Genomic DNA, 22,336 nt, shown 5'->3' on the forward strand with positions numbered 1-22,336 from the left:
TTAACACCCCTTCTATTTTCTAGTATTGTCTCGTCCTTCATCCTCATTATGAAGTCCCCAAAAGACCTACCTGTCAGCCTTTTTGTAAAATAACATTTAATTATTAAAATTTGATGAGATGTTGAAACAAGTTCAGCATGACAAACTGAAAACGGTAAAAAACTAATTCAACTCTTGATTCTTTGTGTAATTACGCCACTTTTCAATACACTGCTGCATATCGTCTGGAATTTCGGTATCAAACTGCATAAACTTACCTGTTGTAGGGTGCTCAAAACCCAATGTTTTAGCATGTAGAGCTTGCCTTGGCAATACTTTAAAACAATTGTCTACAAACTGCTTGTATTTAGTAAAAGTGGTACCTTTTAACACCTTTTCGCCTCCGTAACGTGCGTCATTAAATAACGTATGCCCAATGTGTTTCATATGCACACGTATTTGATGCGTGCGCCCCGTTTCTAACTTGCAAGACACTAGAGTAACATACCCCAAACGCTCTAAAACCTTATAATGGGTTACTGCGGGTTTGCCTTTTTCGGCTTCATCGTCAAGAAATACAGTATTTTGAAGTCTGTTTTTAGGGTGGCGCCCTATATGGCCTTCAACAGTACCTTCTTCTTCGTCCATATTTCCCCAAACTAGGGCAACATATTCACGTTCACTGGTTTTATTGGCAAACTGCGCCGATAAATGCGCCATGGCTTCTTCGGTTTTAGCAACTACTAAAAGTCCGCTGGTATCTTTATCAATTCTATGTACCAACCCTGGGCGTTCGCTAGAGTTATTTGGTAAATTATCAAACCTATGGATTAATGCGTTTATTAATGTTCCAGAATAATTTCCATGACCTGGATGCACAACCATTCCAGGGGATTTATTGACTACTAAAAGATCGTCATCTTCATAAACGACATCGATATCAATGTCCTCACCTACCAATAAATTTTCGAATGGCGGGTGTGAAAACAATACTCTGATGTTATCAAAAGGCTTTACTTTATAATTAGATTTTACAACGACATCATTAACAAAAATACTTCCGTTTTTTGCTGCAGATTGAATTTTGCTTCGTGTAGCGTTCTCAACAAAATTCATTAAATATTTATCGATACGCAAAGGCGCTTGCCCTTTATCTACTGTAAATGCGTGGTGCTCGTAAAGATCGTTTTCGTCCGGTAATTGCGGTGTATAGTCGTCCATATTTACTGCCTGTTGCCGTTACCAAGAACCAAATCAATAATAGAGGTTTTGGCCAACTTATCACCTGCTTTAAGCGTTTTCCCTTTATGGGTTAATTTTAATACCATGTCTTTTCCAATATTATCAACATAAGTTATTTCGCCTACTTTAAAGCCTAAAGCTTCTAAGGTTGGTTTCACCTGTCTATAGGTCTGATCTATTAGGTTCTCTGGAATATTCATTTTCCTGTAACCCGATGGATTAAGCGTGATATATATTTTTCTGTTTTCCTTTACTTTAGTTCCCGCTAATGGCTCTTGCTCAATAACCGAAAACTTAGGATAATCTGGATTGTAGTTCGCGGAGTCTTGAATTTTCATAACCAGATTATTATCTTTTAATTCTAATTCTGCCACTTTTATAGATTTTCCTTTAAGCTCTGGCACAGTTTCAAAATCGCCATGATTTGTCGTTACATTTAACCACTTTAAAAGGATAAAACACAAAACAACTACTGCCACAACTGCCAATAAAATTTGCTTAAAAAAGGTTTTACTGGTAAGAAATTTAATGATGCTCATTTATAGAATTTTCAATTAGGCAAATATATAAAAACAGAACTGTTTTTTCTTTTGCAATATATATGATATTTTAGCTTAACTAATAATAGATACGTTTTATTGTTGGTTTTTGGTTGTAAGTTCACAGAATTAGTTTTAAAGTTTAAATGTTTGGGCGTTACCCAAGGGTCGGGCTTTTGGCAGTCGCTCTCTGCGAGGAGCTTCAACAAATGCCTCAATCCCTAACACGGTGAATAACTCCATTTAAACGATATTGAACTAAGGTTCATGTTTGCACCAATTAAAAGAAAGATTCCCTTCTTCAAGGGAATGACAAAAGAATATATATGAAAAATATTGCTATCATCATGGGAGGGTATTCAAGCGAATACAAAATCTCATTAACAAGTGGAAATGTCGTTTTTGAAACGTTGGAAACGTCAAAATACACGCCTTACCGCATCCACATCTTTAAAGACAAATGGGTTTATGTTGATGAAGACGACATGGAATTCCCTATCGATAAAAATGATTTCTCAATAAATGTAGGCAGTTACAAAGTTACTTTCGATTGTGTTTTCAATGCTATTCATGGTTCGCCAGGAGAAGATGGTTTCATGCAAGGTTATTTTGAGCTGTTGAATATCCCGCATACCAGTTGCGACATGTATCAAGCCAGTTTAACATTCAACAAACGTGATTGTTTAAGTGTTTTAAAACCTTACGGCATAAAAACGGCAGAGTCGTTTTATTTAAACCTTGGAGACACTATTAATGAAGATGCTATTATTGCTAAAGTTGGTTTGCCTTGTTTTGTTAAAGCCAATAAAGCCGGAAGTAGTTTTGGCATAAGCAAAGTGCATAAAAAAGACGATTTGCAAAAAGCCATTGATGTTGCTTTTAAAGAAGATGATGAAATTATAATCGAATCGTTTTTAGATGGGACTGAAGTTTCTGTTGGCGTGATTACCTATAAAGGTGAAACCAAAGTGTTGCCAATTACTGAAATAGTTTCTGAAAATGATTTTTTTGATTATGAAGCAAAATATTTAGGAAAATCTCAAGAAATAACACCTGCTAGATTAACCAAAGAACAGGAAGAAAAAGTAAATAGAGAAGCTAAAAAAGTCTACGAAGTTTTAAAAATGAAAGGTTTTAGTAGAAGCGAATTTATTTTTAAAGATGGTGAACCTCATTTACTTGAAATGAATACCGTTCCAGGATTGACTAGAGAAAGCATTCTACCACAACAAGCTGCCGCTGCAAATATTTCTTTAGCTGAATTGTTTGACAATGCTATTAAGGAAGCTTTGAAAAGCCTCCCTTAATCCCTCCAAAGGAGGGAAACTAATTATGAATAATAAATTTTAGAATCTTATATTTACAATATTTTAATTTCTCCCCGAGCCTGTATTGAGCGCAGTCGAAATAAGGAGATTAAGAGAAGCATATGAAACGAGCATTATTTCCAGGGTCTTTTGATCCACTAACTTTAGGACATTATGATATTATAAAACGTGGCGTTACGCTTTTTGACGAAATCATAGTTGCCATAGGCGTAAATGCCGATAAAAAATATATGTTCACCGTTGATCAGCGTAAAACATTTATTGAAGAGGCTTTTGCAGACGAACCCAAAGTAAAAGTGGTTATATACAAAGGACTTACTGTTAATTTCTGCTTAAACATTGGTGTTGAATTCATTTTACGTGGACTAAGAAATCCAGCAGATTTTGAATTTGAAAAAGCCATTGCTCATACCAACAGAGACCTTGCCCCTATTGAAACTGTGTTTCTTTTAACCTCGGCCGGCACGTCTTACATTGCGTCTTCTATTGTGCGCGATGTGATTAGAAACAATGGAGATTACACCAAGTTGGTTCCGGATAATGTTAGGGTGAAATAATAATTCATGGAATGAAATCTAAACTAAAATTCAAGATTTATGTTCTCGCCTCTCTAATTATATTAGCATCTTGTACTGATAAGAAAACTTCAAAAACTGAAACAGATTTTTGCTCAAATATCCACAGAAATGAAAGTATGATGCTTTCTAAAGAACTTGAAGATTTCACGCCTTTAATGCAAGACAAAACTGGCGTATATGTACTTGAAGATGGAAGTGGTTCCATGGTTGTAAGAGCTTGGCTAACTGAATATGCTGAAAAAACCATAGATATTCAATACTTTATATTTTCAACAGATAATGTAGGGCTTATTGCTTGCGATTATTTAGTAAGAGCAGCAGACCGAGGTGTTAAAGTGCGCATAATTGTTGATGATATTATGGTTGATGCTGAAGCATCAGATATATTAACGTTTAATTCTCATGAGAATATTTCGGTTAAAATATATAATCCTGGAGTTAATTTAGGTAAAAACATCTTTCAGAAAATTGGAAAATTTGCTACAGATTTTAAATCTGCTAACCAAAGGATGCACAACAAAACCTTTATTGTTGATGACCAAGTAGTTATTACAGGCGGCAGAAACATTGCTGATGAGTATTTTGATTACGACCATGAATATAATTTTAGAGATAGAGATATTCTTTTAATAGGCAAAGAAACTAAAGCTGTAAAGAAATCTTTTAATGCATTTTGGAATAGTGAATTAAGCATAGATATTACCCGTGTTGTTGAAGATGAATCTAAAAATACACCTAAGAAAAACAGGTTTGATAAACTTCATGAATATGCTTGCAATCCTGAAAATTTTTGGCCACAAGTAAGAAAACGAATTGAAAATTTGCCAGAAACATTTAATGCCATTAAAAATTCTGGCGATTTAGTTTGGCTAGACCATGTTAATTTTATTTCTGATATGCCTGGTAAAAATGATGGACAAAATGGCTTAAGTGGTGGCGGCATTTCTACTTCTGCACTCATTGATTTAGTTAAAAGCGCCAAATCATCAATTGCCATTCAAACACCTTATTTAATTACCTCAAAACTGAGTCAAGATCTATTTAAAGAAGCTGTTGACCGTGGCGTAAAAATCAGAATACTAACCAATAGTTTAGCATCGACCGACAATTTAGAAGCTTTTAGCAGCTATCAAACGGATAGAGAAGACTTATTAAAAACTGGAGTACGAATATTTGAGTTTAGACCAGACGCTGCCGAACGAAAAAAAATAATGACGGGAGAACTACAAGCAGAGTTAGCGTATGCACCTATATTTGGGCTTCATGCAAAATCTATGGTTATTGATAAAAAAACGACCGTTATAGGCACTTTCAATCTTGACCCTAGAAGTGCTAACTTAAATACAGAATGCATCGTTATAGTCGAGTCTAAAAAAGTGTCTGATGGCGTTTTAAAAGGCATGGAAATAGAATTTAAACCCGAAAACTCTTGGGAAACTACATTAGATTTCAATCCCGATTCTGAAGTAAGCAACTATAAACGCTTAAAAACTTGGACTAGAAAAATAATCCCTAAATCGATTTTATAAATAGCAGTTTTCAGTAACAATAGCAATTTTCAGTTTGAGTACGTTTAAATTAATAGTTTGAAATAAGCTTGAAACTTTAAGAGGTTACAAATATCTCTTTTGGCTTTCGATATTACTCATTTACAAATTTGTAATACCGATTTAGATCATTACTTGACTTTGTAAAAAATTTCAGCTACCTTCGTTTACATGTGCTGAACTTGTTTCAGTAACGTCGGATATAAAACATTAAACGAACCTTACAAAAACAAAATAACATTCAAATAAAAATAAGTTAGCAAATAAATGCGTTAGGGATTGAAGTGGAAATCCTTTTTAAAAATTGACAGAAACAAAGTATGGATAAGAACTAAAATTTAACAGATTGCCACAGTCGTTCCTCCTTCGCAATGACGTTTTAAAAAGATTGTATCGTAAAGCCCGACCCTTTTCGGGGTAACGCCCAAAAAATCAAAACTAAAACTTATATTCTGAAAGCCCTTTGGTGAATGACTCTGGGTTTTCCGCTAGGTGATAGCGTGGGTCGTCAATATCTTCGACAATTACTTCTCTAAACTTTGGGTTTGATTTATACAACAGTATTTTACAATCTTCGCTTAAATGTTTTAATTTAATCTTCTTACCCGCTGCTTCGTATTTTTCTACTAAACTGAAAATAGCTTCGATAGCGGAATGATCGCTTATTCTGGATTCAACAAAATCTACTTCAACATGTTCTGGATCGGTTTTAATATCAAACTTATCGTTAAAAGCTATTATAGAACCGAAAAATAAAGGCCCCCAAATTTCGTAAATCTTAGTACCATCTTCTCGTAAACGCTTGCGAGCACGAATGCGTTTTGCGTTTTCCCAAGAGAACACCAATGCACTAATAATAACACCTGCGATTACGGCAATTGCCAAATCGAAAATAACCGTTAATGCAGATACCGCTATTAAAACAATAACATCGCTTAAAGGGATTTTATTAAGAATCCTGAAACTACTCCAAGCAAATGTGCCGATAACAACCATAAACATAACACCTACTAGTGCTGCAATAGGTACTTGCTCTATAAGTCCGGATGCGAAAAGGATAAATATTAACAGTAATACTGCAGCAACAATACCTGAAAGTCTGCCTCTACCTCCTCCTTTAATATTTATAAGTGATTGCCCTATCATTGCACAACCGCCCATACCTCCAAAAAATCCGGTAACAATATTGGCACCACCTTGTGCTAAACATTCTCTATTTGCGTTACCTCTAGTTTCGGTTAACTCGTCAACTAAATTTAAGGTCATTAAAGATTCAATTAAACCAATGGCTGCTAGAATTAAAGCATAAGGAAAGATAAACTTAAGAGTTTGCAGGTTAAAAGGTACTTTGCTAAAAATATCTGTTTGAAATTGAGGTAATCCTCCTTTTAAGCCTTCTCCTCCACCATCACGAATAAAACTTCCAACAGTAGCGACATCTATATTTCCAAAAATCGCAATTGCTGATACTACCAAAATAGCTATTAAAGCTTCGGGTAATTTTTTAGTAAGCTTTGGCAACCCAAACATAATTCCCATGGTAAGACCTACTAAACCTAGCATAACCCATAGTTGATTACCTGAAAACCAATCGCCATTTACATCTTTAAACATCCCCAATTGTGATAAAAAAATCACAATGGCCAATCCGTTTACAAAGCCCATCATTACAGGGTGTGGTATCAATCTCACAAACTTGCCGAGTTTAAAAACACCGGCTAGCATTTGTATAATTCCCATTAAAATAACGGTTGCAAACAAATAATATAAGCCCAACTGCTCGCTTGCTTCGCCCATAGCGTTACCTTCGGCAACCAAACTCACCATAACAACCGCTAATGCTCCTGTTGCTCCGCTAATCATACCTGGACGGCCACCAAAAATAGAGGTTATTAAACCAATCATGAATGCTGCATATAACCCAACCAGAGGGTCAACACCTGCAACAAATGCAAAGGCTACAGCTTCGGGAACCAAGGCCAACGCAACAGTTATTCCACTTAAAATATCGTTTTTTGCGTTGGCTGCACGCTTTCTAATAAATTCGGTCATGGTTTATTTTTTGAAGGTGCAAATTTACGCTTAATATGTTGGTGTGCAAGTTAGAAGGATTATAATTTACTTTCCATTGATACTACAACGTTTAAGGAATTAAACACTTCCGTTATTCTAACCAAGATAAGGCTTCATCTCTTTTTTGAAATATTTTAATATTCCAACTACTATTCTTATTGATATCTATTAAGGTTTCAGTGGACATTAAACCACCATTAGTACCAATTACTACTGCTATAGCTTTTAGCTCGTTTAACTTTCCAATAAGCTTTTGAGCTTCAAAAGTATAACTATAAGGATGTTTTTTATTGATTAAAACTGAAAATGGTGCTTCAAGGTTGGTAAGTAAAAAATCATGATATTCATCAACCATAATTTCATCCATAACAATACCTTCTTCTACTATAACTTCAGCTAAGTTCTTTTTCAGAATATCAATAGTACCAAATGACAACTTATAACTTCTCATAAATATCGTTCTATGAGAGCATTAAACAACACATTCAGACTAAATAATTACGTGTAATAGCACTTACAAACCCAAGTCAATCATTTTATTTAACACAAAGGTTAATTATAAAGTTATTTCTAAAGAAATTGTAGTTTTGAAAGTATTCATTTTATGAAGATGAATATTTACTATACCTTATTTAATAGCAAAATTAGACCAACGACTTAATATTGGCATAAGAGTTCCCTAAAGCCTTTTCAACTTGCCCGTTGTTTAGCCATTCCACTTTTGTAATGCCCTCTTCTTCTTGGGCATATAAATTACCATTAAAACTGGTTTTCATTTCAAACCAATAGGTTATTTTTATTTTATAACGTCCGTTGCGTTTAAAAATATGATATGTAGTTTCTAAAGGCTTAGTAATTTGTAATCCAGCAACACCTGTTTCTTCACTAACTTCCCTAAGCGCTGTTTCCTCAATAGTTTCTTTACCTTCTGTTTTTCCTTTTGGTAAGTCCCATTTATCATTTCTGTATATAAACAAAATTTCGCCATTGTCATTATAAACTTTTCCGCCGCCAGCAATGACATTGGGTAATTTTTTTAAAAACTTTTTTAAAAGCTTATCTTCATTTTTGTGAATCAATCGTGCTTCACTTATAGCTGATGTGTTAAGTTTTCTTATAATCTTCACAATATTTGCCGTACTCAGCAAATAATTTTTAAAGTTAGTTTCTTTTTCTACTACAGTAGTTAAAACCATTGGCTTATCTCCAACAAAAACTTTATACATGCTTAGTTATGATTAATAATTTGATATGGTAAAAATATCATTTTTAGTTACAAACTATACATTGTTGAAAAAAATATTTTTAATAATCAACAACTCCTAAAAAAAATTAAATTTATATGTAATTTTGCTCACATGATTTTTAACAAAGACACCGCCAAAAAAACCGCTGAAGTTTTATTACAAATTAATGCTATAAAACTTAGCCCAAAAGCCCCGTTTACTTGGGCATCAGGTTGGAAATCGCCTATTTATTGCGACAACCGTATTGTATTATCTTTTCCACCTATCCGTAATTACATTCGCGAAACCATGGGGAAACATATTGAAAAAGAATATGGAAAACCAGATGCTATAGCAGGTGTTGCCACAGGTGCCATTGGCATAGGTATGCTGGTTGCAGAATACCTAGGGTTACCATTTATTTACGTAAGACCAGACGCTAAAGGTCATGGCCGTAAAAACCAAATTGAAGGTTTTATTGAAAGCGGACAAAATGTTGTGGTGGTTGAAGATTTAATCAGCACAGGAAAAAGCAGTTTAAATGCAGTAAAAGCATTGAAAGAAGCAGGCGTAAAGGTAAAAGGCATGGTTGCCATTTTTACTTATGGGTTTGATGTGGCAGCCAAAAATTTTGAAAAAGAAAACATACGCTTAAATACTTTAAGTAATTACGAAAACTTACTTGAAGAAGCTTTAGAAACCAATTATATTTCTGAAAAAGAATTAAAAACATTACTGGAGTGGAACACTAATCCTAGTGAATGGAACGCTAATTGATACACTAACGTAAAGCTGTTTGAGTTGTTAAGACGTTTAGTCGGATACAAATTTTCAATCAACTTAACAAATAATAACTTAAACACCATTATGAATTTAGAATCCCCAAAAGTTAGTGTTAGCAAATCGCCAGAAGATGTTTTTAACTTTTTAGCTGATGTTAAAAATTTCGAATCTTTAATGCCTGAAAACATTAGCAAATTTGAAGTTTTAGGTGAAGACAAATTTCTTTTCGCTTTAAAAGGCATGCCAGAGATTATCCTTAAAAAGAAAGAAGTTATCCCACCAAACAAAATTATTCTAGGTGCTGCTGGAGGAAAAATAGATTTTTCACTTATTGCAAATATTACAGAAGTAGATGCCGCTTCAAGCGATGTAAAACTTGATTTTACTGGCGATTTCAATCCTATGATGGCGATGATGATAAAAGGGCCGATCACTAAATTTATTGAAACACTTGTTACTAGTATCCCTAAAGCTATTTAGGGTCTAGTAGTAAACACTAGTTAGTACAACAATGAAACTTCTTTTAAATCGAATGATTTTATAATATTATCTTCTAACAATATTTGAAGATTTCCAGAATCGGAAATACCTTTTATAAAACCAGAAAACATCAAACCTTCTGCATCTTTAAATGTTGACGGTTTATTTTTTCTAAAAAGACGCGTTTCATATTCAGCTTTTAAAACATCGTACTTTCCGTCTTTCAACAATGAAAAACAATCCTTTAAATTATTTAGAATAGCGATTGCTAATTCATTTAGATCATAAACTTTGCCAGATAGTATTTTTAATGATGATGCTTTAGGTAAATTTTCGAATTCTGTTTGATTTACATTCAAGCCAATACCAATAATAGACGCATTAATTTTGTTCTGCTTTATGACATTTTCAATCAAAATACCACAAATTTTCTTGTTTGCTGACAAAATGTCGTTAGGCCACTTGATACTTAATCGAGAAATTGAAGAAAATTGAAGCGTCTTCAACACGGCCAAAGCCGTAACTATACTGATATAAAAAGGGTGTTCCAATTGAAATTCGGACATATCCTTAAAGACACTAAACGTGAGGTTTTTAGACGACTGAGAACTCCAAATCGTTCCCATTTGCCCTCTACCCTCTGTTTGTTTTTCCGTAATTATCGCGGTATAATCATCCACAGTTTCACTAGCACTAAGCTTACGCAAATAGCTATTAGTAGAATCGGTGGCATCAAGTTTGATTATATGCATATTGAAGTTCTTTTTAGGCTCTAAAATCTTATGATTATTTTAAAGTATAAAGAACTAAAAAAATAATAACTTTGCACAAATTAAATAAATTTAATGGCGAAAGAAAAAATAAGCTCAGACCAATTAATATCAGTAGTAATTAGTGGCATTGAAGACGTTAAAGGTAAAGAAATAAACATACTAGATTTAAGAGATATTGAAAATACGGTTTGCGATTACTTTATTATATGCGAAGGAACTTCAAATACACAAGTAAACGCCATTGTAAACTCCATCCAAAAAAAGGTAAGCAAAACGCTTAAAGACAACCCTTGGCACACAGAAGGTCTTGATAATGCAGAATGGGTATTAATAGATTATGTAAATGTTGTTGTGCATGTGTTTCAAAAACATATTAGAGAATATTATGATATTGAAAGCCTTTGGGGTGATGCAAAAACAACAGTTATAGAAACTAGTTACTAAAAAAACGAAATGGCAAACGATAAAAAAAATATAAAAGATAAAAAACCGAAATTTAGTCCATACTGGATTTACGGAATACTTATAGCTATTTTCTTAGGTTTTCAACTGTTTAGTAGTGGAAGCTACCAAGAGGGTAATCTAACAACACCTTCAGACTTTTTTAAATATTTAGAAGATGGTGATATTGAAAAAGTTGACATTGTAAAAAATACTCGTGTAGCAAAAGTGTATTTAACTAAAGATGCCGAGGCAAAAGAGATTCATAAAAACTCAAAACCTCAAACCTTTATACCTTCTGCTACGAAATTACCGAACTATAAATTTGAATTTGGAGATCTTCAAAATTTTGAAAATCAACTAAATGAAACCACTAAGGACCTTGCAGTAAAACCTGTAGTTACGTTTGATACCGAAACTAATGATTGGGGCAATTTATTGATGGGAATCCTTCCTTTTATCTTATTAATTGGCGTTTGGATTTTCATTATGCGTAGAATGTCTGGAGGTGCTGGTGGAGGTGCTGGAGGACAGATTTTTAATATTGGAAAATCCAAAGCAAAACTTTTTGACCAAAATACCGAGGTTAAAACAAGCTTTAAAGATGTTGCAGGACTTGAAGGCGCTAAAGAAGAAGTTCAAGAGATCGTAGACTTCCTTAAGTTTCCAGAAAAATACACGACACTTGGTGGTAAAATACCAAAAGGCGCATTGCTTGTAGGCCCTCCAGGAACAGGTAAAACGTTATTAGCAAAAGCGGTAGCTGGCGAAGCTCAAGTCCCTTTCTTTTCATTATCTGGTTCAGATTTTGTTGAAATGTTTGTAGGTGTCGGTGCATCTCGTGTTAGAGATCTATTCAAACAGGCAAAAGAAAAATCTCCTTCTATCATTTTTATAGATGAAATTGATGCCATTGGTCGTGCAAGAGGAAAAAATGCCATGTCAGGAAGTAATGATGAGCGTGAAAACACTTTAAACCAATTATTAACTGAAATGGATGGTTTTGGCACAAACACAAACGTTATTGTGATTGCTGCAACAAATAGAGCCGACATTTTAGACAAAGCCTTAATGCGTGCAGGACGTTTTGATAGACAAATCTTTGTTGATTTACCAGATGTTCGAGAACGTCAAGAAATATTTGAAGTACATTTAAGGCCTCTAAAAAAAGCTAAGAATTTAGATTTAGATTTCTTATCTAAACAAACCCCTGGTTTTTCTGGTGCCGATATTGCTAATGTTTGTAATGAAGCTGCTTTAATTGCAGCTAGAAACGGAAAAAAAGCTGTTGACAAACAAGATTTTCTTGATGCAGTTGATAGAATTATTGGTGGTCTAGAAAAGAAAAACAAAATCATCACACCTAGCGAAAAACGCGCTGTTGCTTTTCATGAAGCTGGTCATGCTGTTACAAGTTGGATGTTAGAACATGCAGCGCCATTGGTAAAAGTCACTATTGTGCCTCGTGGTCGCTCTTTAGGTGCCGCTTGGTACCTGCCAGAAGAACGTCTAATTGTTAGACCAGAACAAATGCTAGATGAAATGTGTGCTGCACTTGGTGGTCGTGCTGCAGAAAAAGTGATTTTCAATAAAATATCTACTGGTGCATTAAGCGATTTAGAGAAAGTAACCAAACAAGCTAGAGCTATGGTTACCATTTATGGTCTTAGCGATAAGGTTGGGAATTTAACCTATTATGATTCTTCAGGGCAAAACGAATATGGTTTCACAAAGCCATACAGCGAGCAGACTGCAGAATTGATTGATAAAGAAATTTCAGATATTATTGAAAAGCAATATAAACGTGCTATAAAATTGCTTGAAGCCAACAAAGACAAACTTACACAACTTGCAGAAGTACTTCTTGAAAAAGAGGTTATTTTTAAAGATAATCTTGAAAAAATATTTGGAAAACGTCCTTTTGAAAAAGAAGAAGCTGAAAAACCAAAAGTAGATACTGAGAAACCTAAAGAAGAAAGTGTAAAACCAAAAGAAGCAAACGAAACTATTGAAGAATAACTTGAAAGCGAAAGCACAACACATCATAAATGTTAAGCTTTTAGTAAAAATCTTAAATTAATCGTAAGGTTAATTTAAGATTTTTTATATTTGATAAAACTCAAAAAAAACCTCTCATTAGCAATAAATTAAATGAGTCTTTTTAGAAAAATATTTGGCTCCAAATCTGACCGTTCAGAAGAAGAATTAAAATCTGACGACAGAGGTAAATATATGCCAGAAGTAAAACTACCAATAGACGAAAGGTTTACTATAAACTTTAAGGCTAATGGCGGAAAGTTCTTGTATTGCGAAAATTTAACTGAAGTTTACACTAATTTAGATTATATCCTTGCTGAAAATGATTGGGAAGAAGAGCAGGTATTATTACTTGATGACAATTTAAAGGATAAGTTTAAAAATTCTAATTTACTCCCAACTAAAAAGATAAGTGAATCTACTTTTTTCTTAACTACTTGTGAAAACTTAATTGCCAACGATGGCTCTTTACTTATCTCATCGAAACAAATTTTTGAAAAAAAACTACATGAATTACCTTTTAACTTTATTGTATTCGCTACAACGAGTCAAATTGTAGAAAATATAGGTGAAGGTCTACGTGGTATAAAATCTAATAACAGACAAAAAATCCCAACTAATATTACAACCATAAAACATTTTAAATCTGGTGATGAAAAAGATTTTTTGAGTTATGGAAGTAGCGCAAAAAACCTATATTTGTTGCTTTTTGAAGATTTATAGAATGAAAGAAACGCTTACCCGATCACTTTCTGGTTTAATCTATGTTGTTTTATTGCTTGTTTGTTTATGTTTTGAACAACTACTTAGCGCACTATTTTTTGTGTTTGGCTTAATATGTATGGGTGAATTCAAAAAACTCATCCAGCTTAAAAGCTATATCCCCTATTTAATTTTCATTGCCTTATATGCAGTTTTCGGCTATTGGCAATCTATTTTAAATACTAACACGGGCTTAAGCGAAGCTACACAGATACTTTTAGTACTTTCTATTTTTGTTGAGCTATTTTTAATAAAGGATTTATTTTCTGAAAAAGCTATACCACTTTTTGCTACCAAACGATTTTTACTCACAACATTCTACCTATCAAGCGCTTTTGTTTTTTTAATCTTGATTGCAAATTATTATGAAGATTACAAACCTGATATATTGCTTGGTGCTTTCGTTTTAGTTTGGGTAAATGATTCTTTTGCCTATTTAGTTGGTAAAAACTTTGGAAAACAGAAGCTTTTTGAAAAAATTTCACCTAAAAAAACTATTGAAGGTTTCCTTGGCGGTTTGTTTTTTTCATGTGTAGCAAGTTATTTTATCGCTACCTTTACCGAAACATTAAGCTTCACAAGCTGGCTAATATTAAGTATTATAATTAGTGTTTTTGGCACATTAGGGGACTTAATAGAATCTAAGTTTAAAAGACAAGCAAACGTTAAAGATAGTGGAGCAATCATGCCTGGGCATGGTGGTTTATTGGATAGATTAGATAGCATTATTTTTGCAGCACCATTTATATATTTATTTTTAAGAATTTTACATTATGTTTCATAAAGAAGGTCATAAAATTATAATCACAACACTTATTATTGTTGTTGGATGCATCCTATTAGCTGATAATCTTATAGCTATTACATGGCTTAGAACTGTCATTATGATTGTATTATTGGCGTTTTTGATTTTAATTCTTCAGTTTTTTAGAAACCCAAAACGAAATACCGTTCCAAACAACAAACAAGTAGTATCTCCTGTAGATGGTAAAGTGGTGGTTATTGAAGAAGTTTTTGAAAAAGAATATTTTAAAGAAAAACGTTTACAGGTTAGTGTATTTATGTCGCCACTGAATGTTCACGTTACCCGCTACCCGATTGCTGGCAATGTTATTTTTAGCAAATACCACCCTGGTAAATATTTAGTAGCATGGCATCCTAAAGCGAGTGAAGAAAATGAGCGAACTACAGTAGTTGTAGAAAACGAAACTTATGGTAAAGTGCTACACAGACAAATTGCGGGAGCACTTGCAAGACGTATTGTAAACTATGCAAAACTTAACGATAAAGCATCTCAAGGTAGTGAATCTGGATTTATAAAGTTTGGTTCTAGAGTAGATTTATTTTTACCTTTAGATACTAATATTAAAGTGGTATTGAATCAGAAAGTTCGTGGGGGAGAAAGTATTATTGCAGAAATTAATGGGTGATAACGCTATAGACATAGAATTCCAACAAGCTGTAGATCGGGTAAATGCACACAACGAACCCTTTCCTGCAGACACGCTTTTAAAGCTTTATGCATACTATAAAAAGGCAACAAACAATTACAGCAAACCTAAAAGCAAGAAGCCTATTATAAACGCCTTTAAAACTAATGCTTTATTTCAGGTAAAAAATATTAGCGAAGATGAAGCCAAACAAGAGTATATAGATTTGGTAAATAATTATTTTTTATATAGAACATAACAAATCTTCTTAGAAGATTAGAATGATAAATAATTAAAATGAAATACTTCTTTTATCTTCTAGCATCTTTTTTTCTTTTTAATTGCAACAACTATAACTATCTAAAAGACAATTACAAAAACAACATTAACTTGGTAAAGACACACACCAAAGTTATTGAACTAACAACTAATTACGGTAATTCTAGAATTTCTATAGTGCCAGAATTACAAGGCAGAATTTTAACCAGCTCTTTTAATGGAATAGACGGAATATCTAATGGCTGGATAAATAAGAAAGAGTCTTTGATAAATTTACAAAATATTGGAGGAGAAGAACGTCTTTGGTTAGGTCCATTGGGGGGGCAATATTCCTTTTATTATCAAAACATAAATCCCTTAGACGAAAATAACTGGAAGGTACCGGATGCCATTGCTAATGGTGAATTTGAAATTACAAATAAAAACGAAACCTCAGTTACAATGACAAAAGGCATGAAGCTTATAAACCATTTAGGAACAACTTTTAACTTAAAAATCAATAGAAAGATAAGTATTTTAGATAAGTCTGAAATTAAAAACAAACTATCAATAAATTTTGATGAAAGCATAAAACATGTAGCTTATAAAACCACTCATAGTTTAGTAAACAAAGGATTAAGTTCATGGTACAAACAAACTGGTTTGGTATCACTATGGAGCGCAAATATGTTTGTGGGCACAGATAATACCACAGTTATTATCCCTTTAAAAAAGGCATCATCACTTGATAGCATCTATAAGTACATGGGGGACCTAGATGCAAATAGATTGCAAATTAAAAACTCTAATATTCTATTATTTAAGGCAGATGGTAAATACCGAAGTAAAATTGGAATCCCTAAAAGCTTAGCACCTTCCGTATATGGCTGCTATACGAAAGACAAAAAAAGATTAACCATTGTACAGTATTTGGAAACCAATGATAGTTTATATGCTAACTCATATGTTACCAAACAAAAAACCCCGTATAAAGGCGAAGTTATCCCAATATACAATGATGGACCAATGGATTACTCTCCTACCAACAAACACAGCTTTTTCGAGCTAGAATCCACATCCTCAATGCGAGAATTACAACCAAAAACAGATACATTAAAACACTGGCATAGTGTCTACCATTTCTCGGGTGATGAACATAAACTAAATGAACTGTCTAAAACACTTTTAGGTATTGATTTAAAAGATTGTTATTTGGACTAGTTAACCTTTTTCGATAACGGCAACTTGACATTTAAGAGAAAAAAATGCTGCTTTGGCTATTTTTAAGTTTCGACTAATCCATATCAAAGCGTATACCTAAAGAAATATTATTCTGATCTATAATCTGATCTTTAAAAATAGGAGACAAATCATATTTTATATAAAGTGCTGTATCATCAAACGCTAAATAAGCACTTAATCCATAAACTAAATTAGACGTGTTAAAACCGCGTTTTTGCTTGTCTTTAATACGTTCGCCGTCTAATTCGTATTTTAGTTTCTGACGTGTACCAATATTAAAACCCGCATAACCACCAACACCTATTTTAAATTTATTATCGGTTGAATACCTAAAATACGTATCCTTATCTATTCGTTTTGAAGGACCGAACTCAAAATGCATTGGAAACACTAAGTTGGTCATTGATAATTTTGATTTTTTAAGATCTTCAGGAAACTCTTCTAAAACTGTTTGGTTGCCTTGTTGTGCAAAATAGGCATTTTTATCGGGCTTTAACCCATTTATTTGAATGGAATAACCATATTTAAAGCGTAAAAAATTAGCATTATTAAAAACGCGTGTTTTCCATGCCCAACCTATTTCAAGAAACCGTGAACCGCCAAACTTATATGGTGAATCGTCAAGTTTTTTTCCTTCAACGATGGCATTGTTTAATCCAAAGGCTAAAACGAAATCGCTTGAAGTACGCCTATCATACTTTCTGTTTTTTGGTTTATCATCCTCTTGTTTTCCAAAATAAACAAAGCTAGTATCACCATCTTCACTTCCACCTATTCTAAACATCATTTTATCCTCATCGGATGAAGACCTATCCGGATTTCTGTTTAATAAAGATATTTTATTTTCTAAAATGATAATACGATTCTCAATATTTAAGGCATGTTTTTTAGCAGCCTCTTTTTTAAGTTTTTGAGCTTCTTCAGTAGTAACTTCACCATTATATAACTGTTTATTAATAGCTTCAACTTTTTCTTTCAAAAAATTTCGTTCATCATTTCTAATATCTTCTTTTTTAGCTTTTAATTCTTCGATTTTATCTTTGTTATTCACATTTTGAATCGTGTATTGTGCATTGATTAATTGCACGCTCAAAGCTAGTATTAGTAGCACTAAATACTTAATAATTGTTTGCATAACTGTTCGTTTTTGCCCATAATGGGCATTTATTAAAGATTGATTTGATGATTTTTTATAAATTCAAATGTGAGTTTTCAATGATGAGATTCCTGCTTTTACAGGTGTATAAAAATTAATCGTTACGTTGCGCTACAGCAGTTTTTACCGAATTGTAACTTGATCTTAAGGCTTCAAAAACCTTACTTCTGAATGACTTATCTAACTCTGCTTCAACGTCTTGAAGCAAATAATCAGCGTCAACCACACCGGTAGTTTCATTAATTAGTTTATTTAATCGTATTTCTTTTTGCGCTTCAATTAACAATGCATCAATGTCTTCATCTGTAACATTTTTATTATCAGCTTTCAATGCTTGTACTTGGGCAACAATATTTTGTATTCTTTGATCTTCAAACGTTAGATTTTCTTTTGGCAACTCAATTAAGCCCATTTGAATATCTTTTTCCTTTGAATTCGTTTTTCCCTCAACAACTTTTGTTACGGTGCCTTTTATCCTGTTTTTGTTTACTAATTTTTCAGGTTTTGATTTCTCAATGGTTTCAGCTTTATCAATATTATTTACCTTTTCAATCGTGTTCAAGCCTTTTTCTCCAATATGTTCTGAAATAATTTTAATGGTTTCTTCTTGCTGAACAACCTCTGGAGTCACGACTATTTTTGGTATTTCCTCAAAAACTACATCATTATTTAAAAATTGAGAAACCACTAACAAAACCCCAATAATACTTGCTGCTATACCAATCCACCAATAGGTTTTGTTATTTTTATCTTGATTATCTAATCGCTTTGACAATATATTCCAAGCATCTGCTGATGGCTTTAAAGACCTTTTATCAAGCTTTTCCTTTATATGTTCTTCAAATTTAATTGGTGCCATAGTCTGAAGTTTTATTTAATTTTTTAATTTTTTCTTGAAGCATTTTACGTGCTTTAAATAACTGCGATTTTGATGTGCCCGCTGTAATGTCTAGCAAATCTGCAATTTCATGATGCTTATACCCTTCAATAGCGTACATTATAAACACCATTTTATACCCCTCTGGCAAGGTATCTATTAGTCGTTGTATATCTGCAACTTCAATATTGGTATTTATGTTATTGGTATAATTATGTTTAATCGTTATATCTTCAATAGAGAACTCAATTTTTTTTTGCTGTCGTAAAAACGAAATAGACTCCCTTACCATAATGCGCCTTATCCAACCTTCAAAACTGCCTTTGTTTTTAAAACTCTTTAAATTAGAAAACACTTTAAAGAACCCGTTAAGCATAGCTTCTTCGGCCTGCTGAATATCTTTTGTATAATACCTGCAAATACTTAACATTTTTGGCGCATGCATTTCAAACAATACATGTTGCGCTTCACGATTATTTTTAATCGCTTTTTTAATCAATGCTGATTCGTTTTTATGGAGTTGAATAACTTTCAAAAAATGATTTTAATTGGTACTCTATTTATAAAGACGCAAATTTTATGCAAAAGGTTGCCTAATGATTTATTTTTTATTGAAACTATAAAAATCACAATTTAAAACATAAAAAATAATTAAATTTAAAATTATTATCAATAAAAATTATAAATCATTGATTAATTTACAGCAATTATCATAATTCGTTGAAAATTACTTAAAATATTACTACATTTATGAAAAGTGATACTATGAACAATAAACACTTATTTTCTTCTTATGATTTACTTCCAAATACTTGGGACGAAATGTATAGCATTGATTCAGACATACGTTCTCAATATGATATTATCAATGAATATCTACGAAGTACATCACCGGAGATTCTCTTTAAAAAAGAAGAACTTTCCAAACAATTATTTATGAATCAAGGAGTTACATTTACAGTATATAATAACAATGAAGGTATTGAAAAAATATTTCCTTTTGATATTGTTCCCAGAATATTAACAGCATTTGAATGGGAGAAAATTGATAAAGGTATTAAACAGCGTATAAAGGCACTCAACCTTTTTATTAAAGATATTTATCATGATCAATTCATTATTAACGATGGCATTATTCCTGCCGAATTAATTTATTCTTGTCCTAATTTTTTAAGACAAATGAAAGGGGTAAAAGTACCTCATGATATCTATGTTCATATTGCAGGAGTTGATTTGATTAGAAATAATGACGGAGAGTTTTATGTACTTGAAGACAATTTAAGAACACCTTCAGGAGTGAGTTATATGCTTGAAAATAGAGAAATTTCTAAACGTATATTCCCAGGAGTTTTATCCAAGAACCAAATAAGACCTGTAGCAAATTACCCTAATTTATTGTATAATAAACTTAAAGAGCTTTCTGACCAAAACGACCCTAACATAGTATTACTAACTCCTGGCATTTACAATTCGGCTTATTATGAACACACAACTTTAGCACGGCTTATGGGTATTGAATTAGTAGAAGGAAGTGATTTGGTGGTAAAAGACCATTTTGTTTTTATGAAAACTACCAATGGTCTAAAACGGGTTGATGTTATTTATAGACGCGTTGATGACGAATTTTTAGACCCCTTAGAATTTAACGCGTCGAGTACATTAGGCGTTGCCGGTATTATGGCTGCCTATAGAAAAGGTAATGTAAACATTGTAAATGCACCAGGCACCGGTATTGCTGATGATAAAGCCATCTATATTTATGTGCCTGATATGATTAAATATTATTTAGAAGAAGACCCCATTTTAAAGAATATTGAAACCTATCAATTAGGAAAACCTGATGAGTATGACCATGTGGCTAAACATATTAAAGACATGGTTATTAAAAAAACTGATGGTAGTGGTGGTTATGGCATGTTAATGGGGCATGAAGCCTCGGATGAAGAAATTAAAGACTACCTTGAAAACGTTAGAAAAAATCCAGATAATTTTATAGCACAGCCCATTTTAAGGTTATCAACAGCCCCATGTTGTATTGATGGCAAACTATCTCCACGCTGTATAGACCTAAGGCCTTTTGCGCTTTCTGGAAAAGACGGTATTGATATTACACCTGGGGGACTTACCAGAGTGGCATTAAAAAAGGGATCCTTAGTAGTTAACAGTTCGCAAGGTGGCGGTAGTAAAGATACTTGGGTGATTCAATAAAACTAAAAAACATAAAAAATGTTAAGTAGAGTTGCAAATAATCTAATTTGGTTAGATAGATATATGGAGAGAGGAAATGGAATTTTAAGTTTACTTAAAGTGAATTTTTATGCGAATCAAGACTCTCCAGAATTATTTTCATGGTCGCCTATTATTAAAAATTATACAAGAGCTGATAATACGTTTTACACTGAAGACGCCATTGAATGTATTGATTTCATGGTGTTTAACATTAATAATCCCAACTCTATTTTAAATATAGTTACTAAGGCTAGAGAAAATGCTAGAAGTGTGCAAGAGCACATCTCTAAAGAATTATGGTTATGCATTAATAGCTATTATCTATTTCTTACAAAAAAAGACCTACGTGAAAAACTTAAAGAAGAAGATCCACTTGTTTTTTTAGATAATCTTTTAGACTTTCATTTAAAATTTTATGGCAATATAGAAATTACTCTAGAACGTGGTCCAGCATATTTCTTTATGACTATTGGTAAATATTTAGAACGAGTTCTTCAAATTTCAGATTTTACTGCCATGAAACTTATTGAAATTGCAAAAACATCAGATAGTTTAGAGCAAAGTTTCTATTGGAAAAATTTATTACTTTCTATTGGTGGCTATCAGTTATATCTAAAAAAGCATAAATCATCTTTTAAGGAAGACCATATTATAACCATGATATTTCAAGACACCTTGTTTCCACGATCCGTTTATTATTGTATTAATAAATTAAATAGACATGTGAATTTATTAATAGAAACTGGCGAACTTGAAAAAAATAATATTGAATTTTTACTTGGAAAACTTGAAAGCACAATAAAATACACTACTATTGATAGTATCAATGACCAAGGCCTTGATAATTTTATTAAAGGCATAAAAGAAGATATTAAAAATATTTCTTTTAGTATTAATACCGTTTACTTTTCTAATGTTAATTAACTAAACTAATGCCAACATTTTTCATTAAACATCTTACTAAGTATAGTTATAGTAATTTGATAATAGATGGTGCCAATCAAATCATGTTACACCCTATACAGGATGAGTTTCAAATTGTGGCTTCCCATACTTTAAGCATTAATAAAAACCCTATAATAGAAACCTATACCGATTTTTTTGATAATACAGTGGGTACTTTTATGATTTTAGAACCACATAATTTTCTTTCCATCATTTCTGAGATTGAAGTTACAACCAAAGAAAAAATATATCCTAATGATTTAAAACCTGTTCACGAACAATGGGAAGAATTAAAACGAATAAAACACAAACCAGAATTTATTGATTATTTAAAATACAAAAACAATAGCGTCCTAAACGATTAAAAAAGAGAAAGGGAAATTTGTTCCGCAAAGTTACCTTTGTGGTGCA

Annotated in this window: 24 protein-coding genes; 15 read left to right on the forward strand and 9 right to left on the reverse strand. The window is 32.6% G+C overall.

Annotated elements, in window-relative coordinates; all coding sequences use genetic code 11:
- Positions 1–162 precede the first annotated feature (162 nt).
- Positions 163–1,200, reverse strand: coding sequence for an RluA family pseudouridine synthase (locus tag ABD935_RS03135; protein ID WP_345190120.1), 1,038 nt, complete (start codon positions 1,198–1,200; stop codon positions 163–165).
- 2 nt (positions 1,201–1,202) lie between these two features.
- Positions 1,203–1,760: a PASTA domain-containing protein gene (locus tag ABD935_RS03140; protein ID WP_345190121.1), complete on the reverse strand. Its 558-nt coding sequence runs from the start codon at positions 1,758–1,760 to the stop codon at positions 1,203–1,205.
- Positions 1,761–2,086: 326 nt separating this feature from the next.
- On the opposite strand from ABD935_RS03140, the gene ABD935_RS03145 reads away from it, so the two are divergent.
- The 3 genes from ABD935_RS03145 to ABD935_RS03155 all read left to right on the forward strand — a co-directional run bounded on the left by ABD935_RS03145 (position 2,087) and on the right by ABD935_RS03155 (position 5,195).
- Positions 2,087–3,067 (forward strand): D-alanine--D-alanine ligase, encoded by a 981-nt coding sequence (locus tag ABD935_RS03145; RefSeq protein ID WP_345190122.1) that lies wholly within the window; start codon positions 2,087–2,089, stop codon positions 3,065–3,067.
- 122 nt (positions 3,068–3,189) lie between these two features.
- The gene (coaD, locus tag ABD935_RS03150) at positions 3,190–3,645 is read left to right on the forward strand and encodes a pantetheine-phosphate adenylyltransferase (RefSeq protein WP_345190124.1); all 456 of its coding nucleotides are present in this window, start codon (positions 3,190–3,192) and stop codon (positions 3,643–3,645) included.
- 11 nt (positions 3,646–3,656) lie between these two features.
- The gene (locus tag ABD935_RS03155; protein ID WP_345190125.1) at positions 3,657–5,195 is read left to right on the forward strand and encodes a phospholipase D family protein; all 1,539 of its coding nucleotides are present in this window, start codon (positions 3,657–3,659) and stop codon (positions 5,193–5,195) included.
- A 456-nt stretch (positions 5,196–5,651) separates the two neighbouring features.
- Here ABD935_RS03155 and ABD935_RS03160 read toward each other — a convergent pair whose 3' ends face one another.
- The 3 genes from ABD935_RS03160 to ABD935_RS03170 form a co-directional block, all read right to left on the reverse strand.
- Entirely contained in the window at positions 5,652–7,265 is a 1,614-nt protein-coding gene (locus tag ABD935_RS03160; protein ID WP_345190126.1) for a SulP family inorganic anion transporter, read from the reverse strand.
- 112 nt (positions 7,266–7,377) lie between these two features.
- On the reverse strand, positions 7,378–7,737 hold the full coding sequence (locus ABD935_RS03165; RefSeq protein WP_345190127.1) for a hypothetical protein: 360 nt from the start codon (positions 7,735–7,737) through the stop codon (positions 7,378–7,380).
- Positions 7,738–7,930: 193 nt separating this feature from the next.
- Positions 7,931–8,512 (reverse strand): NUDIX hydrolase, encoded by a 582-nt coding sequence (locus ABD935_RS03170; protein WP_345190128.1) that lies wholly within the window; start codon positions 8,510–8,512, stop codon positions 7,931–7,933.
- A 132-nt stretch (positions 8,513–8,644) separates the two neighbouring features.
- On the opposite strand from ABD935_RS03170, the gene pyrE reads away from it, so the two are divergent.
- The gene (gene pyrE / locus ABD935_RS03175; protein ID WP_345190129.1) at positions 8,645–9,289 is read left to right on the forward strand and encodes an orotate phosphoribosyltransferase; all 645 of its coding nucleotides are present in this window, start codon (positions 8,645–8,647) and stop codon (positions 9,287–9,289) included.
- Between the two features lie 90 nt (positions 9,290–9,379).
- On the forward strand, positions 9,380–9,775 hold the full coding sequence (locus ABD935_RS03180) for an SRPBCC family protein (RefSeq protein WP_345190130.1): 396 nt from the start codon (positions 9,380–9,382) through the stop codon (positions 9,773–9,775).
- A gap of 20 nt (positions 9,776–9,795) precedes the next feature.
- Here the strand turns inward: ABD935_RS03180 and ABD935_RS03185 are convergent, their stop codons facing one another.
- Entirely contained in the window at positions 9,796–10,527 is a 732-nt protein-coding gene (locus tag ABD935_RS03185) for a biotin--[acetyl-CoA-carboxylase] ligase (protein WP_345190131.1), read from the reverse strand.
- Between the two features lie 93 nt (positions 10,528–10,620).
- Between ABD935_RS03185 and rsfS the strand changes: the two genes are divergently transcribed.
- The 7 genes from rsfS (at position 10,621) to ABD935_RS03220 (ending at position 16,697) form a co-directional block, all read left to right on the forward strand.
- Complete coding sequence (rsfS, locus tag ABD935_RS03190) at positions 10,621–10,992, forward strand: ribosome silencing factor (RefSeq protein ID WP_345190132.1); 372 nt, start codon at positions 10,621–10,623, stop codon at positions 10,990–10,992.
- Between the two features lie 9 nt (positions 10,993–11,001).
- Positions 11,002–13,008, forward strand: coding sequence for an ATP-dependent zinc metalloprotease FtsH (gene ftsH, locus ABD935_RS03195; protein WP_345190134.1), 2,007 nt, complete (start codon positions 11,002–11,004; stop codon positions 13,006–13,008).
- 132 nt (positions 13,009–13,140) lie between these two features.
- Positions 13,141–13,749, forward strand: coding sequence for an LUD domain-containing protein (locus ABD935_RS03200; protein ID WP_345190135.1), 609 nt, complete (start codon positions 13,141–13,143; stop codon positions 13,747–13,749).
- Between the two features lies 1 nt (position 13,750).
- A complete protein-coding gene (locus ABD935_RS03205; protein ID WP_345190137.1) occupies positions 13,751–14,572 on the forward strand; it encodes a phosphatidate cytidylyltransferase in 822 nt (273 codons plus the stop codon).
- A complete protein-coding gene (locus ABD935_RS03210; RefSeq protein WP_345190138.1) occupies positions 14,562–15,218 on the forward strand; it encodes a phosphatidylserine decarboxylase family protein in 657 nt (218 codons plus the stop codon). Before ABD935_RS03205 ends, ABD935_RS03210 begins: the two co-directional genes overlap by 11 nt.
- A complete protein-coding gene (locus ABD935_RS03215) occupies positions 15,211–15,477 on the forward strand; it encodes an acyl-CoA-binding protein (RefSeq protein WP_345190149.1) in 267 nt (88 codons plus the stop codon). Before ABD935_RS03210 ends, ABD935_RS03215 begins: the two co-directional genes overlap by 8 nt.
- 38 nt (positions 15,478–15,515) lie before the next feature.
- Positions 15,516–16,697, forward strand: a complete 1,182-nt coding sequence (locus ABD935_RS03220; RefSeq protein WP_345190139.1) for a DUF6786 family protein — start codon at positions 15,516–15,518, stop codon at positions 16,695–16,697.
- A 73-nt stretch (positions 16,698–16,770) separates the two neighbouring features.
- Here the strand turns inward: ABD935_RS03220 and ABD935_RS03225 are convergent, their stop codons facing one another.
- The 3 genes from ABD935_RS03225 to ABD935_RS03235 all read right to left on the reverse strand — a co-directional run bounded on the left by ABD935_RS03225 (position 16,771) and on the right by ABD935_RS03235 (position 19,286).
- Positions 16,771–17,853 (reverse strand): hypothetical protein, encoded by a 1,083-nt coding sequence (locus tag ABD935_RS03225; RefSeq protein WP_345190140.1) that lies wholly within the window; start codon positions 17,851–17,853, stop codon positions 16,771–16,773.
- 115 nt (positions 17,854–17,968) lie between these two features.
- Complete coding sequence (locus ABD935_RS03230; RefSeq protein WP_345190142.1) at positions 17,969–18,733, reverse strand: hypothetical protein; 765 nt, start codon at positions 18,731–18,733, stop codon at positions 17,969–17,971.
- Positions 18,720–19,286 (reverse strand): RNA polymerase sigma factor, encoded by a 567-nt coding sequence (locus tag ABD935_RS03235; RefSeq protein WP_345190143.1) that lies wholly within the window; start codon positions 19,284–19,286, stop codon positions 18,720–18,722. Before ABD935_RS03235 ends, ABD935_RS03230 begins: the two co-directional genes overlap by 14 nt.
- Before the next feature lie 230 nt (positions 19,287–19,516).
- Here ABD935_RS03235 and ABD935_RS03240 point away from each other — a divergent pair, with 230 nt between their 5' ends.
- The 3 genes from ABD935_RS03240 to ABD935_RS03250 are packed head-to-tail and all read left to right on the forward strand — an operon-like array spanning position 19,517 to position 22,290.
- A complete protein-coding gene (locus ABD935_RS03240) occupies positions 19,517–20,959 on the forward strand; it encodes a circularly permuted type 2 ATP-grasp protein (RefSeq protein WP_345190144.1) in 1,443 nt (480 codons plus the stop codon).
- Between the two features lie 18 nt (positions 20,960–20,977).
- Entirely contained in the window at positions 20,978–21,904 is a 927-nt protein-coding gene (locus tag ABD935_RS03245) for an alpha-E domain-containing protein (RefSeq protein ID WP_345190145.1), read from the forward strand.
- An 8-nt stretch (positions 21,905–21,912) separates the two neighbouring features.
- Positions 21,913–22,290, forward strand: a complete 378-nt coding sequence (locus ABD935_RS03250) for a transglutaminase N-terminal domain-containing protein (protein WP_345190146.1) — start codon at positions 21,913–21,915, stop codon at positions 22,288–22,290.
- Positions 22,291–22,336 lie beyond the last annotated feature (46 nt).

The sequence above is a fragment of the Algibacter agarivorans genome, assembly GCF_039543245.1.
GTDB classification, from domain to species: domain Bacteria; phylum Bacteroidota; class Bacteroidia; order Flavobacteriales; family Flavobacteriaceae; genus Algibacter_G; species Algibacter_G agarivorans.

What these genes read in the sequence shown, in the direction of transcription:
- ABD935_RS03135 (WP_345190120.1), bottom strand. Translation starts at nt 1,200, where the DNA reads ATGGACGACTATACACCGCAATTACCGGACGAAAACGATCTTTACGAG.
- ABD935_RS03140 (WP_345190121.1), bottom strand. Translation starts at nt 1,760, where the DNA reads ATGAGCATCATTAAATTTCTTACCAGTAAAACCTTTTTTAAGCAAATT.
- ABD935_RS03145 (WP_345190122.1), top strand. Translation starts at nt 2,087, where the DNA reads ATGAAAAATATTGCTATCATCATGGGAGGGTATTCAAGCGAATACAAA.
- coaD (WP_345190124.1), top strand. Translation starts at nt 3,190, where the DNA reads ATGAAACGAGCATTATTTCCAGGGTCTTTTGATCCACTAACTTTAGGA.
- ABD935_RS03155 (WP_345190125.1), top strand. Translation starts at nt 3,657, where the DNA reads ATGAAATCTAAACTAAAATTCAAGATTTATGTTCTCGCCTCTCTAATT.
- ABD935_RS03160 (WP_345190126.1), bottom strand. Translation starts at nt 7,265, where the DNA reads ATGACCGAATTTATTAGAAAGCGTGCAGCCAACGCAAAAAACGATATT.
- ABD935_RS03165 (WP_345190127.1), bottom strand. Translation starts at nt 7,737, where the DNA reads ATGAGAAGTTATAAGTTGTCATTTGGTACTATTGATATTCTGAAAAAG.
- ABD935_RS03170 (WP_345190128.1), bottom strand. Translation starts at nt 8,512, where the DNA reads ATGTATAAAGTTTTTGTTGGAGATAAGCCAATGGTTTTAACTACTGTA.
- pyrE (WP_345190129.1), top strand. Translation starts at nt 8,645, where the DNA reads ATGATTTTTAACAAAGACACCGCCAAAAAAACCGCTGAAGTTTTATTA.
- ABD935_RS03180 (WP_345190130.1), top strand. Translation starts at nt 9,380, where the DNA reads ATGAATTTAGAATCCCCAAAAGTTAGTGTTAGCAAATCGCCAGAAGAT.
- ABD935_RS03185 (WP_345190131.1), bottom strand. Translation starts at nt 10,527, where the DNA reads ATGCATATAATCAAACTTGATGCCACCGATTCTACTAATAGCTATTTG.
- rsfS (WP_345190132.1), top strand. Translation starts at nt 10,621, where the DNA reads ATGGCGAAAGAAAAAATAAGCTCAGACCAATTAATATCAGTAGTAATT.
- ftsH (WP_345190134.1), top strand. Translation starts at nt 11,002, where the DNA reads ATGGCAAACGATAAAAAAAATATAAAAGATAAAAAACCGAAATTTAGT.
- ABD935_RS03200 (WP_345190135.1), top strand. Translation starts at nt 13,141, where the DNA reads ATGAGTCTTTTTAGAAAAATATTTGGCTCCAAATCTGACCGTTCAGAA.
- ABD935_RS03205 (WP_345190137.1), top strand. Translation starts at nt 13,751, where the DNA reads ATGAAAGAAACGCTTACCCGATCACTTTCTGGTTTAATCTATGTTGTT.
- ABD935_RS03210 (WP_345190138.1), top strand. Translation starts at nt 14,562, where the DNA reads ATGTTTCATAAAGAAGGTCATAAAATTATAATCACAACACTTATTATT.
- ABD935_RS03215 (WP_345190149.1), top strand. Translation starts at nt 15,211, where the DNA reads ATGGGTGATAACGCTATAGACATAGAATTCCAACAAGCTGTAGATCGG.
- ABD935_RS03220 (WP_345190139.1), top strand. Translation starts at nt 15,516, where the DNA reads ATGAAATACTTCTTTTATCTTCTAGCATCTTTTTTTCTTTTTAATTGC.
- ABD935_RS03225 (WP_345190140.1), bottom strand. Translation starts at nt 17,853, where the DNA reads ATGCAAACAATTATTAAGTATTTAGTGCTACTAATACTAGCTTTGAGC.
- ABD935_RS03230 (WP_345190142.1), bottom strand. Translation starts at nt 18,733, where the DNA reads ATGGCACCAATTAAATTTGAAGAACATATAAAGGAAAAGCTTGATAAA.
- ABD935_RS03240 (WP_345190144.1), top strand. Translation starts at nt 19,517, where the DNA reads ATGAACAATAAACACTTATTTTCTTCTTATGATTTACTTCCAAATACT.
- ABD935_RS03245 (WP_345190145.1), top strand. Translation starts at nt 20,978, where the DNA reads ATGTTAAGTAGAGTTGCAAATAATCTAATTTGGTTAGATAGATATATG.
- ABD935_RS03250 (WP_345190146.1), top strand. Translation starts at nt 21,913, where the DNA reads ATGCCAACATTTTTCATTAAACATCTTACTAAGTATAGTTATAGTAAT.